This is a genomic window from Streptomyces sp. NTH33, from assembly GCF_003236365.1.
GTDB lineage: Bacteria > Actinomycetota > Actinomycetes > Streptomycetales > Streptomycetaceae > Streptomyces.
The window spans coordinates 1-12841 of the sequence record NZ_POTZ01000176.1; the positions used below are offsets into that span (position 1 = coordinate 1).

At 70.6% G+C, this 12841-nt stretch carries 11 protein-coding genes, 3 tRNA genes and 1 pseudogene; 6 read left to right on the top strand and 9 right to left on the bottom strand.

Annotation, left to right across the window (positions count from 1 at the left end):
• Positions 1-192 (bottom strand): annotated as a pseudogene (locus C1I97_RS42980) (hypothetical protein); the annotation flags it as partial.
• Between the two features lie 148 nt (positions 193-340).
• Here C1I97_RS42980 and C1I97_RS18130 point away from each other — a divergent pair.
• Together C1I97_RS18130 and C1I97_RS18135 are read left to right on the top strand one after the other, a co-directional pair.
• Positions 341-1426 (top strand): Leu/Phe/Val dehydrogenase, encoded by a 1086-nt coding sequence (locus tag C1I97_RS18130; protein ID WP_111004258.1) that lies wholly within the window; start codon positions 341-343, stop codon positions 1424-1426.
• A 298-nt stretch (positions 1427-1724) separates the two neighbouring features.
• Positions 1725-1970 carry a DUF3073 domain-containing protein gene (locus C1I97_RS18135; protein ID WP_111004259.1) on the top strand — a complete coding sequence of 82 codons (246 nt, stop codon included), beginning with the start codon at positions 1725-1727 and terminating at the stop codon, positions 1968-1970.
• Between the two features lie 138 nt (positions 1971-2108).
• On the opposite strand, the gene purM is transcribed toward C1I97_RS18135, so the two are convergent.
• The 6 genes from purM to purS form a co-directional block, all read right to left on the bottom strand.
• The gene (purM, locus tag C1I97_RS18140; protein WP_111004260.1) at positions 2109-3176 is read right to left on the bottom strand and encodes a phosphoribosylformylglycinamidine cyclo-ligase; all 1068 of its coding nucleotides are present in this window, start codon (positions 3174-3176) and stop codon (positions 2109-2111) included.
• A gap of 29 nt (positions 3177-3205) precedes the next feature.
• On the bottom strand, positions 3206-4735 hold the full coding sequence (gene purF, locus C1I97_RS18145; protein WP_111004261.1) for an amidophosphoribosyltransferase: 1530 nt from the start codon (positions 4733-4735) through the stop codon (positions 3206-3208).
• A 237-nt stretch (positions 4736-4972) separates the two neighbouring features.
• Entirely contained in the window at positions 4973-5770 is a 798-nt protein-coding gene (locus C1I97_RS18150; protein WP_111004262.1) for a maleylpyruvate isomerase family mycothiol-dependent enzyme, read from the bottom strand.
• 75 nt (positions 5771-5845) lie between these two features.
• Positions 5846-8104: a phosphoribosylformylglycinamidine synthase subunit PurL gene (gene purL, locus C1I97_RS18155; protein WP_111004263.1), complete on the bottom strand. Its 2259-nt coding sequence runs from the start codon at positions 8102-8104 to the stop codon at positions 5846-5848.
• The gene (purQ, locus tag C1I97_RS18160) at positions 8101-8781 is read right to left on the bottom strand and encodes a phosphoribosylformylglycinamidine synthase subunit PurQ (protein ID WP_111004264.1); all 681 of its coding nucleotides are present in this window, start codon (positions 8779-8781) and stop codon (positions 8101-8103) included. Before purQ ends, purL begins: the two co-directional genes overlap by 4 nt.
• A complete protein-coding gene (purS, locus tag C1I97_RS18165) occupies positions 8778-9050 on the bottom strand; it encodes a phosphoribosylformylglycinamidine synthase subunit PurS (protein WP_111004265.1) in 273 nt (90 codons plus the stop codon). The genes purQ and purS overlap by 4 nt, the downstream gene beginning before the upstream one ends.
• A 376-nt stretch (positions 9051-9426) precedes the next feature.
• Here purS and C1I97_RS18170 point away from each other — a divergent pair, with 376 nt between their 5' ends.
• The 4 genes from C1I97_RS18170 (at position 9427) to C1I97_RS18185 (ending at position 10526) form a co-directional block, all read left to right on the top strand.
• Positions 9427-9744, top strand: a complete 318-nt coding sequence (locus C1I97_RS18170) for a histone-like nucleoid-structuring protein Lsr2 (protein ID WP_111004266.1) — start codon at positions 9427-9429, stop codon at positions 9742-9744.
• Between the two features lie 163 nt (positions 9745-9907).
• Positions 9908-9979 (top strand) — tRNA-Gly (locus C1I97_RS18175).
• Between the two features lie 81 nt (positions 9980-10060).
• Positions 10061-10133, top strand: a tRNA-Gly gene (locus tag C1I97_RS18180).
• Positions 10134-10450: 317 nt separating this feature from the next.
• Positions 10451-10526 (top strand) — tRNA-Gly (locus C1I97_RS18185).
• A 41-nt stretch (positions 10527-10567) separates the two neighbouring features.
• Here the strand turns inward: C1I97_RS18185 and C1I97_RS18190 are convergent.
• Together C1I97_RS18190 and C1I97_RS18195 are read right to left on the bottom strand one after the other, a co-directional pair.
• On the bottom strand, positions 10568-11467 hold the full coding sequence (locus tag C1I97_RS18190) for a phosphoribosylaminoimidazolesuccinocarboxamide synthase (protein WP_111004267.1): 900 nt from the start codon (positions 11465-11467) through the stop codon (positions 10568-10570).
• A gap of 69 nt (positions 11468-11536) precedes the next feature.
• Positions 11537-12841 (bottom strand): N,N-dimethylformamidase beta subunit family domain-containing protein (locus C1I97_RS18195; RefSeq protein WP_111004268.1); only part of this gene is annotated, 1305 nt, incomplete at its 5' end.

A 12841-nucleotide genomic window follows, 5' to 3' on the forward strand; every position in this document is an offset into this window, starting at 1 on the left:
GGCGTAGCGCGTCCAGTGGCTGCGCTCCGGCTCCGGGAAGGCGGCCAACGGCTCGTAGACGCGCAAGTAGGTCGCGTACGGGACGACCACGGAGGACACCTTGGGCACGCCTGCTCCCTCCCCAGCGGACCGGGCCCGAAACCCGTCCGGCCCGCGCCCGGGTGGACGGAAAACCACTGCAAATCGTCCCACGCCCGGGTGGGAACGTACTCCGGGGGAGGGTGATCCCGACCACCGCGGGCATGGCGGAGGCGGTCAGGGTCTAGTCTCCTGGCACGGCCCCCACCACCCTCACGAGGGCCTGTCCCCATTCGCCGCTACTTACCCGGGAGTCACCACCGTGACCGACGTGACCGACGGCGTCCTGCACACCCTGTTCCACTCGGAGCAGGGGGGGCATGAGCAAGTCGTGCTCTGCCAGGACCGCGCCAGCGGGCTCAAGGCCGTCATCGCCATCCACTCCACCGCCCTGGGCCCCGCGCTCGGCGGTACCCGCTTCTACCCCTACGCGGACGAGGAGCAGGCCGTCGCCGACGCGCTGAACCTCGCCCGCGGAATGTCGTACAAGAACGCCATGGCCGGCCTCGAGCACGGCGGCGGCAAGGCCGTGATCATCGGCGACCCGGAGCAGATCAAGACCGAGGAACTGCTGCTCGCCTACGGGCGGTTCGTGGCCTCGCTCGGCGGCCGGTACGTCACCGCGTGCGACGTCGGCACGTATGTCGCCGACATGGACGTGGTGGCGCGCGAGTGCCGCTGGACGACCGGCCGCTCGCCCGAGAACGGCGGCGCGGGCGACTCCTCGGTGCTGACCTCCTTCGGGGTCTACCAGGGCATGCGGGCCGCGGCCCAGCACCTGTGGGGCGACCCGTCGCTGCGCGACCGCAAGGTCGGCGTCGCGGGCGTCGGCAAGGTCGGGCACCACCTCGTGGAGCACCTGCTCAAGGAGGGCGCCCAGGTCGTGATCACGGACGTACGGGAGGAGGCCGTACGGCGCGTCGCCGACCGGCACCCGTCCGTGGCCGTGGCGGCCGACACCGACGCGCTGATCCGGACGGAGGGGCTGGACATCTACGCCCCCTGCGCGCTCGGCGGCGCCCTGAACGACGACACCGTGCCGGTGCTGACCGCCCAGGTGGTGTGCGGCGCGGCCAACAACCAGCTCGCCCACCCGGGTGTCGAGAAGGACCTGGCCGACCGCCGGATCCTCTACGCGCCGGACTACGTGGTGAACGCCGGCGGTGTCATCCAGGTCGCCGACGAGCTGCACGGCTTCGACTTCGACCGGTGCAAGGCGAAGGCGGCGAAGATCTTCGACACCACGCTCGCCATATTCGCACGTGCGAAGGAGGACGGGATTCCGCCGGCCGCCGCCGCCGACCGGATCGCCGAGCAGCGGATGGCGGACGCGCGAGCCGCCCGCTGAGGACGCGGAGGAATCGCTCGTTTGTGCGGTACCTGCCGGTGGAGGGGTGGAGAGAACCGTCACTTCCACCGGCGGGTCGTCCGCCGATAAGTGGCTGAAATCGCTGCTGACCTGCGAGGAAGGGGCGTCCCGACGGTCCTGTGCACACGCGCGCCCTGTGGGCGACGTACCGTATGGGCGCGGGCTCAGGTACCGTGGAAGCCCTACGGACCGGCCTCTCCGCGGAGAGCCCGTTCCGGATCATGAACGCGTGTCAGACTCTGGGGCCGTCGAGCCCCGTCGTTGAGGGGGTCGAGCCATGGGGCGCGGCCGGGCCAAGGCCAAGCAGACGAAGGTCGCCCGCCAGCTGAAGTACAACAGCGGTGGGACGGACCTCTCACGCCTGGCCAAGGAGCTGGGCGCATCGACGTCGAACCAGTCGCCGAAGAGCGACCGCTTCGAGGACGATGAGCACGACGACCTGTACGCACGGTACGCCGACCTGTACGAGGACGGCGAGGAGGAGGAGGACGACTCCTCGCGGCAACACCGTCGCGGCGCGTAACGCCCGCGGCGGCTCAGCCGTCTCCCGCCGCGTGCCGTAGGCATCGCACCTCACCCGGTCCGGGGCTCACGCACCGGACCGGGTTTCGTGCTGCCGACCGGCCGCGGACGGCCGGTCCGTGCCGGGCGGAGGGCACGCTCACGCATGGTCTCCCACCAGGGCCGCGCCCGTGGTGTGGTCGCCGCGGTCGGTGATCTCGCCGGCCACCCAGGCGTCGACGCCGCGGTCGGCCAGGGTGGCGAGGGCCACGTCGGCCGACTCCTCGGGCACGATCGCGAGCATGCCGACGCCCATGTTGAGGGTCTTCTCCAGCTCCAGCCGCTCGACGTCGCCGCTCTTCGCGACGAGGTCGAAGACGGGGGCCGGGGTCCAGGTGGCGCGGTCGACCACGGCGTGCAGACCGTCCGGGATCACCCGGGCCAGGTTGGCGGCGAGCCCGCCGCCGGTGACGTGGCTGAAGGCGTGCACCTCGGCGGTGCGGGTCAGCGCCAGGCAGTCCAGCGAGTAGATCCTGGTCGGCACGAGCAGTTCCTCGCCGAGGGTACGGCCGAGGTCCTCGATGTGCGCCTCCAGCGACAGGCCGGCCCGGTCCAGCAGCACGTGGCGGACCAGGGAGTACCCGTTGGAGTGAAGTCCGGAGGACGCCATGGCGATCACCGCGTCGCCCTCGCGGATGCGGTCCGGACCGAGCAGCCGGTCCGCCTCCACGACGCCCGTACCGGCGCCGGCGACGTCGAAGTCGTCCTCGCCGAGCAGCCCCGGGTGTTCGGCCGTCTCGCCGCCGACCAGGGCGCAGCCGGCCAGCACACAGCCCTCGGCGATGCCCTTGACGACGGCGGCGACCCGCTCGGGGTGGACCTTGCCCACGCAGATGTAGTCGGTCATGAACAGCGGCTCGGCGCCGCACACCACGATGTCGTCCATGACCATGGCGACCAGGTCGTGGCCGATGGTGTCGTACACGCCCATCCGGCGGGCGATGTCGACCTTCGTGCCGACGCCGTCCGTGGCGGAGGCGAGCAGGGGGCGCTCGTAGCGCTTGAGGGCGGAGGCGTCGAAGAGTCCGGCGAAGCCGCCGAGGCCGCCGAGCACCTCGGGGCGCCGGGTCTTCTTCACCCACTCCTTCATGAGCTCCACGGCGCGGTCGCCCGCCTCGATGTCGACGCCGGCGCTCGCGTAGCTGGCGCCAGTGGTCTCGGAAGACATGACCTTGGGTACCTCGTGTCGTCTGCGGGTTACGGGCGGCGGATCGCGTCGTCCGCGGCCGTGGCGGAGGGGCCGGCGGCCAGCTCGGTCTCCAGCAGCTGCTTGCCGAGCAGCTCGGGGTCGGGGAGTTCCATCGGGTACTCGCCGTCGAAGCAGGCGCGGCACAGGTTGGGCTTGGCGATGGTGGTCGCCTCGATCATGCCGTCGAGGGAGATGTACGCCAGCGAGTCGGCGCCCAGCGAGGTGCCGATCTCCTCGATGGTCATGCCGTTGGCGATGAGCTCGGCGCGGGTGGCGAAGTCGATGCCGAAGAAACAGGGCCACTTCACCGGCGGCGAGGAGATCCGGATGTGCACCTCGGCCGCGCCGGCCTCGCGCAGCATCCGGACCAGCGCCCGCTGGGTGTTGCCGCGCACGATGGAGTCGTCGACGACGACCAGGCGCTTGCCCCTGATGACTTCCTTCAGCGGGTTCAGCTTCAGGCGGATGCCGAGCTGGCGGATGGTCTGCGAGGGCTGGATGAAGGTGCGGCCGACGTAGGCGTTCTTCACCAGGCCGCTGCCGAAGGGGATGCCGGAGGCCTCCGCGTAGCCGATGGCGGCGGGGGTGCCGGACTCCGGAGTCGCTATGACGAGGTCGGCCTCGGCCGGGGCCTCCTCCGCCAGCCGGCGGCCCATCTCCACGCGGGAGAGGTAGACGTTCCGACCGGCGATGTCGGTGTCGGGGCGGGCCAGGTAGACGTACTCGAAGACACAGCCCTTGGGCTTCGCTTCTGCGAATCGGGAGGTGCGCAGACCGTTCTCGTCGATGGCGACGAACTCGCCCGGCTCCACCTCCCGCACGAAGCTCGCGCCGGTGATGTCCAGGGCGGCGGTCTCGGAGGCGACGACCCAGCCGCGCTCGAGGCGTCCGAGGACCAGCGGGCGGATGCCCTGCGGGTCGCGGGCGGCGTAAAGCGTCTGCTCGTCCATGAAGACGAGGCTGAAGGCGCCCCTCACCTGCGGGAGGACGGTGTGGGCCGCCTCCTCGACGGTCAGCGGCTTGCCGTCCTCGTCGACCTGGGCGGCCAGCAGGGCCGTGAGCAGGTCGGTGTCGTTGGTCGCGGCGACCCGGGTCGAGCGGCCGCTGGTGTCCTTGGGCAACTCGGCGACCATCTCGGCGAGCCGGGCGGTGTTCACCAGGTTGCCGTTGTGGCCGAGCGCGATGGAGCCGTGCGCGGTGGCACGGAACGTCGGCTGGGCGTTCTCCCACACGGAAGCGCCCGTGGTCGAGTAGCGGGCGTGGCCGACCGCGATGTGACCCTGCAGGGAACCGAGCGAGGTCTCGTCGAAGACCTGGGAGACCAGGCCCATGTCCTTGAAGACGAGGATCTGGGAGCCGTTGCTGACCGCGATACCCGCGGATTCCTGGCCCCGATGCTGGAGGGCGTACAGCCCGAAGTACGTGAGCTTTGCGACCTCTTCGCCCGGAGCCCAGACACCGAAGACGCCGCATGCGTCCTGGGGGCCTTTCTCGCCGGGGAGCAGGTCGTGATTGAGTCGACCGTCACCACGTGGCACGGCACCGAGTGTAGGCGAGACCGGCCACTGGTCCGAACTGGGGAACGCTCCCAGGAGCGCGGCCGCGGTGGATCGCGCGTACGCGTCCGCGCACGTCCCTGCCGGTGTTTTCGCTGTTCAGAGGGGTGGTCGGGAGCGTGACCGGGCGAGTGACCGCGTCCCTCGAAGTGGTGCGGTGGCCTGGTGCGCGGACGCACGAGTGAGGTGTCGCACACCATTCGGCCTCCGGACGGCCGCTCACGTCATCAGCGGCAGCAGCCCCGAGAGATCCGCCCGCTCCCCGCTCGCGCCGACCTGCGCCGCCTCGAGGGCGTCCGTCCAGGCGAGCCGTCCGGTCGCGAGGCGCAGCCAGGTCAGCGGGTCGGTCTCGACGACGTTGGGCGGGGTGCCACGGGTGTGCCGGGGCCCCTCGACGCACTGCACGACGGCGTACGGCGGGATCCGCACCTCGGTCGATCCGCCGGGCGCCCTCGCGGCGAGCACGTCGGCGAGCAGGCGGGTGGCGGCGGCGAGGGCCTGCCGGTCGTACGGGACCTCCAGGCCGGGCACGGCGGCGTTCAGGTCGTCGGTGTGGACGACGAGTTCGACGGTGCGGGTGACCAGGTAGTCGGTGAGGGCCATGGCACCGGCGCGCGTGGCGAGGACGCGGGTGTGCGGGGCGGTGGCGAGGTGCCGGGTCAGGTCCTCCTCGGTGCGGGCGCACAGGGCGCCGAGGTCGGGATTCGCTCCGGCGAGGTCCTGGGCGTCCGCGGCGATGGCGTCGGCGTGGGCGGCGGTCGCCGACGGGTAGTCCAGCGGCGCCAGTCCGGGCTTCGCCGGTTCGTCCTGCTCCAGGGCCCGGCCGACGCTCGCGACGGTCAGGGCGAGGTGCGCGATCAGGTCCCGTACGGTCCAGTCGCCGAGGCGCGTGGGCAGGGCGAGGTGCCGCTCGTCCAGGGCGCCCACCGCTTGCCGCACGTTCCCGAACTGGGCGAGCACGGCGGCGCGGGTCCTGGCGGGGTCATAGGTCCGGGTGCGTTTCTTGGCCGGCGGCATGACGGTGAGCCTATGCCAGGTGCGCGAGGGCCCCGGCCGTATCAGCGGCCGGGGCCCTCACCGTCGTACGGCGGATTACGCGAGCAGCGCCGGGATCGTGGCCTCGTGGGCCTCGCGCAGTTCCTCCAGGGACAGTTCGAACTCGCCCTGGACCTCGATCGTGGCACCGTCGACGACGCCGATGCGGGTGGCGGGCAGACCGCGGGCGCCGCACATGTCGTTGAAGCGGACCTCCTCCGAGCGCGGCACGGCGACGATCGCGCGGCCGGCCGACTCGGAGAGGAGGAAGGTGAACGCGTCCAGGCCGTCCGGTACGACCAGTCGCGCGCCCTTGCCGCCCAGCAGCGCGGACTCCACGACCGCCTGGATCAGGCCGCCGTCGGACAGGTCGTGCGCGGAGTCGATCATGCCGTCGCGGGAGGCGGAGATCAGGATCTCGGCCAGCAGGCGCTCCCGCTCCAGGTCGACCTTCGGGGGCAGGCCGCCGAGGTGGTCGTGGACCACCTGCGACCAGGCCGAACCGCCGAACTCCTCACGGGTGTCGCCGAGGAGGTACAGCAGCTGCCCCTCCTCCTGGAAGGCCGCCGAAGTGCGGCGGGACACGTCGTCGATGACGCCGAGGACCGCCACGACCGGCGTCGGGTGGATCGCCGCCTCGCCCGTCTGGTTGTAGAGCGAGACGTTGCCGCCGGTCACCGGGGTGCCCAGCTGCTGACAGCCGTCCGCCAGACCGCGCACCGCCTCCACGAACTGCCACATCACCGCCGGGTCCTCGGGCGAGCCGAAGTTCAGGCAGTCGGAGACGGCGAGCGGCTTCGCGCCCGTGGTGGCGACGTTGCGGTACGCCTCCGCCAGCGCCAGCTGGGCGCCCGTGTACGGGTCGAGCTTGGCGTAGCGGCCGTTGCCGTCGGTGGCGATGGCCACGCCGAGGCCGGTCTCCTCGTCGATGCGGATCATGCCGGAGTCCTCGGGCATGGCGAGGACGGTGTTGCCCTGCACGAAGTGGTCGTACTGCTGGGTGATCCACTTCTTGGACGCCTGGTTCGGGGACGCCACCAGCTTCAGGACCTGGTCCCTCAGCTCCTCGGACGTCCGCGGGCGCGGCAGCTTGCCGGCGTCGTCGGCCTGCAGGGCGTCCTGCCACTCGGGGCGGGCGTACGGGCGCTCGTAGACCGGGCCCTCGTGCGCGACCGTGCGCGGGTCCACGTCGACGATCTTGCCGCCGTGCCAGTAGATCTCCAGGCGGTCGCCGTCGGTCACCTCACCGATGACGGTGGCGATGACGTCCCACTTCTCGCAGATCTCCAGGAAGCGGTCGACCTTCTCCGGCTCGACGACCGCGCACATGCGCTCCTGCGACTCGCTCATGAGGATTTCCTCGGGAGACAGGGTCGAGTCGCGCAGGGGGACGTCGTCCAGGGTCACGCGCATGCCGCCGGAGCCGTTGGAGGCGAGCTCGGACGTGGCGCAGGACAGGCCGGCCGCGCCGAGGTCCTGGATGCCGACGACCAGCTTCTCCCTGAACGCCTCCAGGGTGCACTCGATGAGCAGCTTCTCCTGGAAGGGGTCGCCGACCTGGACGGCCGGGCGCTTGCTCGGCTTCGCGTCGTCGAAGGTCTCGGAGGCGAGGATCGACGCGCCGCCGATGCCGTCACCACCCGTGCGGGCCCCGTACAGGATGACCTTGTTGCCCGCGCCGGAGGCCTTCGCGAGGTGGATGTCCTCGTGCCGCATCACGCCGATGCAGCCGGCGTTGACCAGCGGGTTGCCCTGGTAGCAGGCGTCGAAGACGACCTCGCCGCCGATGTTGGGCAGGCCCAGGCAGTTGCCGTAGCCGCCGATGCCGGCGACGACACCCGGCAGCACCCGCTTGGTGTCGGGGTGGTCGGCGGCGCCGAAGCGAAGGGGGTCGACCACGGCCACCGGGCGCGCGCCCATCGCGATGATGTCGCGCACGATGCCGCCGACGCCGGTCGCCGCGCCCTGGTAGGGCTCGACGTAGGAGGGGTGGTTGTGTGACTCCACCTTGAAGGTGACGGCGTAGCCCTGGCCGACGTCCACGACGCCGGCGTTCTCGCCGATGCCGACGAGGAGCACGTCGTTCTCGGGGGCCTTCTCGCCGAACTGGCGGAGGTGGACCTTGGAGGACTTGTACGAGCAGTGCTCGGACCACATCACCGAGTACATGGCGAGCTCGGCGCCGGTGGGGCGGCGGCCCAGGATCTCCACGATCCGCTCGTACTCGTCCTTCTTCAGGCCGAGTTCGGCCCAGGGCAGCTCGACGTCGGGGGTCGCGGCCGCGTGCTCGACCGTGTCCAGAGGCGTCCTGCTCATGCGGCGACCAGCTTCTTGAGGATCGAGGTGAAGAAGGGGAGGCCGTCGGTGCGGCCGGTGCCGATCAGCGGCTCGGTGGCGTGCTCGGGGTGCGGCATGAGACCGACGACGTTCCCGGCCTCGTTGGTGATGCCGGCGATGTCCCGCAGCGAGCCGTTCGGGTTGAAGTCGAGGTACCGGAAGACAACCCGGCCCTCGGCCTCCAGCTCGTCGAGCGTGTACTCGTCGGCGACGTACCGGCCGTCCATGTTCTTCAGCGGGATGTGGATCTCCTGGCCGGCGGTGTAGTCGCTGGTCCAGGCGGTCTCCGCGTTCTCCACCCGCAGCTTCTGGTCGCGGCAGATGAAGTGGAGGTGGTCGTTGCCGAGCATGGCGCCCGGGAGGAGGTGGGCCTCGGTGAGGAGCTGGAAGCCGTTGCAGATGCCGAGGACCGGCAGTCCCGCCCTCGCCTGCTCGATGACGGTCTCCATCACCGGCGAGAAGCGGGAGATGGCGCCGGCCCGCAGGTAGTCGCCGTAGGAGAAACCGCCGGGCAGGACGACCGCGTCGACCTGCTTGAGGTCCTTGTCCTTGTGCCAGAGGGCGACCGGTTCGGCGCCCGCGAGGCGGATCGCACGCTGGGTGTCCCGGTCGTCGAGACTGCCCGGGAAAGTGACGACGCCGATACGAGCGGTCACTTCGCGGCCTCCGCGACTACGTCCTCGGACTCGACCCTGACGGTGAAGTCCTCGATCACGGTGTTGGCGAGGAAGGATTCGGCGAGATCGTGAATGCGGGCGAGAGCGGCCTCGTCGACCGGCCCGTCCACTTCCAGTTCGAATCGCTTTCCCTGACGTACGTCGGAGATGCCTTCGAAACCCAGCCGCGGCAGTGCGCGCTGCACCGCCTGGCCCTGGGGGTCGAGGATCTCCGGCTTGAGCATGACGTCGACTACGACGCGTGCCACTGGCACTCCCGGTGTGTGGTGCTGAGCAGGTTCCTTCAGACTACCCGCCCAAAATTTCTACGCGGGTAGCCTTGTAGGAAACTACGTGATGACCGTCACGGTCCCGCATCGATGGGAGGTCTTGGTGAAAAATTCTGGGAAAGTCCTGCGCCCCCTGCCGGATCCCGTATTGCACTGAGGACACGCGGATAGATTTAGCCCGGCTTCCCCTCGCATTGCCCGGCACTGTACAAATGAATTGGCAGCAGCCGATATTTTTCCCGATAACAGCCGAACAGTCGGCATCCGGCGAACATCTCAGCACGTCATGAGCATCATGTGCGCGGCATGACGGAGCGGATGGCCGCAGAGGTGCCGCACGAAGGGACCGATATTCGTGGCGCAGCGTGTCGTAGTCACTCTCTTTGACGACATCGACGGCTCGGAAGCGGCGGAAACGATCGCCTTCGGACTCGACGGCAAGTTCTACGAGATCGACCTGAACCAAGCCAATGCCGAGAAACTGCGCAAGGCGCTCACGCCGTACGTGCAGGCCGGCCGGAAGCGGTCGAACTCGGGCAAGACGTACCGGCAGACGGAGGTCGCCCCGCACCCGGCGGCCGTCCGGGCCTGGGCACAGGCCAACAAGATGGACGTACCGGCGCGCGGCCGTATCCCCAAGAAGGTCTACGAGGCGTTCAGCGCGGCCCAGTGAGGGCGCGGGCCTGTGAGAGGCGGGCCCGAGGCGCTCGGAGCCGGCCCCAGGGTCCGCCGGCGGGCCCTGGGGGCAAGCGACTTGCGCAACCCCCCTGTTGATCAGCTAATGTCTGGGGCACGCCGAGGGGCAAGGCCGAAAGGCCGGGACCCACGGAGTCCATGCGGGTGTAGTTTAGTAGTAGAACAACCCCCTTCCAGGGGGTAGGCGCAGTGTGCGATTCCTGTCACCCGCTCTGCACCGCCGGTCCCGACCACTCCTGTGGATCAGGTAAGCTGGTGCTCGCACCGATCGGTGAAAGCCGGTCGGAGGCATTGCGGACGTAGCTCAGTTGGTAGAGCGCAACCTTGCCAAGGTTGAGGTCGCGAGTTCGAGCCTCGTCGTCCGCTCGGGAAAAAGGCCCCGGTCCAGTGGACCGGGGCCTTTTCCGTACCCGTCGAGAGGCGCCGGGCCACCGAACGCACCACCACGGGCGCATGATGTACCTCACCTGCTCGGGGTGCGGCCGTCCGCCGCCGGAGGACGGCGGAGCGGACAGCTGCCGGCCGGACCGCCTGCCCGCGGAGAACGCGTGGGACCGCGGCCGTTCGCGAGGTCACCCGGTCACCCGGTCTTCCGGTCTTCACCGGCCCGGTTCACAGCGATTCGGCCCCTGTCGGCCCACGACGCCGGACACGGTATAGTTGGCCTCGCGCCACGGCGCAACGCGGACGTAGCTCAGTTGGTAGAGCGCAACCTTGCCAAGGTTGAGGTCGCGAGTTCGAACCTCGTCGTCCGCTCCAGTCAGAAGCCCCCGGCCTTCCGCCGGGGGCTTCTTCGCGTCCTACGACCAGCTCATGCCCGTCAGCCGCTCGTACGCCTCCACGTACTTCACCCGGGTCGCCGTCACGATCCGCTCGGGCAGCGGCGGCGGGGGCTGCTCGCTCCCGCGGTCCCAGCCGGACTCGGCGGAGGTCAGCCAGTCCCGGACGAACTGCTTGTCGTACGACGGCTGCGCACGGCCCGGCTGCCACTGGTCGGCCGGCCAGAAGCGGGAGGAGTCCGGGGTGAGGACCTCGTCGGCGAGGACCAGCGTCTCCCCGTCGAAGCCGAACTCGAACTTGGTGTCGGCGAGGATGATCCCCCGGTCGCGGGCGATGTCCCGGGCGCGGCTGTAGACGGCGAGGGTGACCTGGCGCAGCTGGGCCGCGGTCTCCGCGCCGACCCGGCGGGCGACCTCCTCGTAGGAGACGTTCTCGTCGTGCTCGCCGACCTCCGCCTTGGTGGCGGGGGTGAAGATCGGGCCGGGCAGCTCGGAGCCGTCGACCAGGCCCTCGGGCAGGGCGAGGCCGCAGACCGTGCGGGACTCGTCGTACTCGGCCAGACCCGAGCCGGTGAGGTAGCCGCGGGCCACGCACTCCACCGGGATCATCCGCAGGGACTTGCAGACCAGGGTGCGGCCCGCCCAGTCGGCGGGAGCGCCCTCGGGCACGTCGGTGCTCAGCACGTGGTTCGGGACCAGGTCGGCGAGCAGGTCGAACCACCACAGGGACAGCTGCGTGAGGATGCGGCCCTTGTCGGGGATCTCGGTGGGCAGCACCCAGTCGTAGGCGGACAGGCGGTCGCTGGCGACCATCACGAGGTCGCCCGCCTCGTTCCGGTACAGGTCACGCACCTTGCCGGTGTGCAGATGCACCAGGCCCGGAACCTGGATCGGTTCGGGCTTTTCGACGAATCCGGACACGGTTCCTCCCCGTGGTTCTGTCCAATGCCCCTGATTCTCCCGTATCGGACAGAAGGCGAGGACGGCGGGTCAGTCGCGCTTGCAGATGCGGTCCAGGAGGTTGGCGGTGGCACGCTGGACACGGGCGTCGACGTGGCCGGGGCGGTCCAGGGCCGGGGACCAGGCGAAGGTGCCGGAGGCGAAGACCAGGGCGCCGGAGGGGGCGCGGTACAGGGACGTCTCCTGGTGGCGCAGGGCCCCCTCGCCGTCGGTGTACGGGGAGTGGGCGAGCAGGATGCGGTCCTGGTGCTCGGGCAGCGGGGTGCGCGGGAAGTAACGGTCCGCCTCGCCCGCGACCAGGCCCGCGATCTCCTCGCCCTCCTCCGCCCCGGTCGACTCCCACAGCCAGTGGCCGGCGTTGCGGACGATCAGCGGGTGCGGCTCGGGGACGCGGCCGGCGTACTGGATGCCGACGAGCTGCTGCTCGGGGCGGTCGATCTCCCGCCACAGCACCGGCCGACCGGGACCCTTGCGCTTGCGGCAGGTCAGCAGGCGGTCGGGGACTCCGGACGGGGAGGGGCCCAGCTCCACCTGCCAGTACAGGGTGTTGGCGGACAGGAACACCAGTGACGTGCCGTGCTCGCGGGCGAGCTCGACGGTGCGGCGCATGCCGGCCGACCAGTACTCGTCGTGGCCGGGGAAGACCAGGCCGCGGTAGCGGGTGGGGTCGACGCGGCCGGCGTGCAGGTCGCGGGCGTCGGCGTAGGCGAGGTCGTAGCCGTAGCGCTCGGCCCAGCGGATGAAGTCGTAGGCGTGGCCGACGTGCAGGGGCAGGCCCGCGCCCGCGTACGGCCGGTCGAAGGAGACCGTGGTGGCGGCGTCGGCCTCGCCGAGCAGGCGGCCGTTCTCGTCCCAGGCGTGGTAGAGGCTGGCGCCGGTGCGGCCGTCCTCCGGGTAGAGGTTGTAGGCCTGCCAGGTGATGTCCGGCAGGAGCAGGAGCAGATCCGCCGGGTGGTTGTCGCGGACGGTGAACGGGATGTGGGAACGGTAGCCGTCGGCGGTGGTCAGGACGGCGACGTAGGCGCCGATGCTCCAGTACGACGGGACCTGCAGCCGCCAGGACAGCCACCAGTGGTGGCAGGAGACCGTGCGGTCGGCGGTCAGCGGCGCGGGCTGGACGATGCCGGACAGGCGCGGGCTGGTGGTGATCTTGGCGGCGCCGTCGCCGTCGTAGTGGCCGATGCGGTAGACGTCGACGCCGAACTGCTGGGGCGGGTCGACCGTGATGTGGAAGTCGATCGCCTCGCCGGGTGTCACGGCGCCGGTGGAGGCGAAGCCCTTGATCTGCCGGTGGACGTCGTCGGCCGAGCGGGGGCCGCCGCCGGAGGCGCGGGG

What these genes read in the sequence shown, in the direction of transcription:
- C1I97_RS18135 (WP_111004259.1), top strand. Translation starts at nt 1,725, where the DNA reads ATGGGGCGCGGCCGGGCCAAGGCCAAGCAGACGAAGGTCGCCCGCCAG.
- purM (WP_111004260.1), bottom strand. Translation starts at nt 3,176, where the DNA reads ATGTCTTCCGAGACCACTGGCGCCAGCTACGCGAGCGCCGGCGTCGAC.
- C1I97_RS18150 (WP_111004262.1), bottom strand. Translation starts at nt 5,770, where the DNA reads ATGCCGCCGGCCAAGAAACGCACCCGGACCTATGACCCCGCCAGGACC.
- purL (WP_111004263.1), bottom strand. Translation starts at nt 8,104, where the DNA reads ATGAGCAGGACGCCTCTGGACACGGTCGAGCACGCGGCCGCGACCCCC.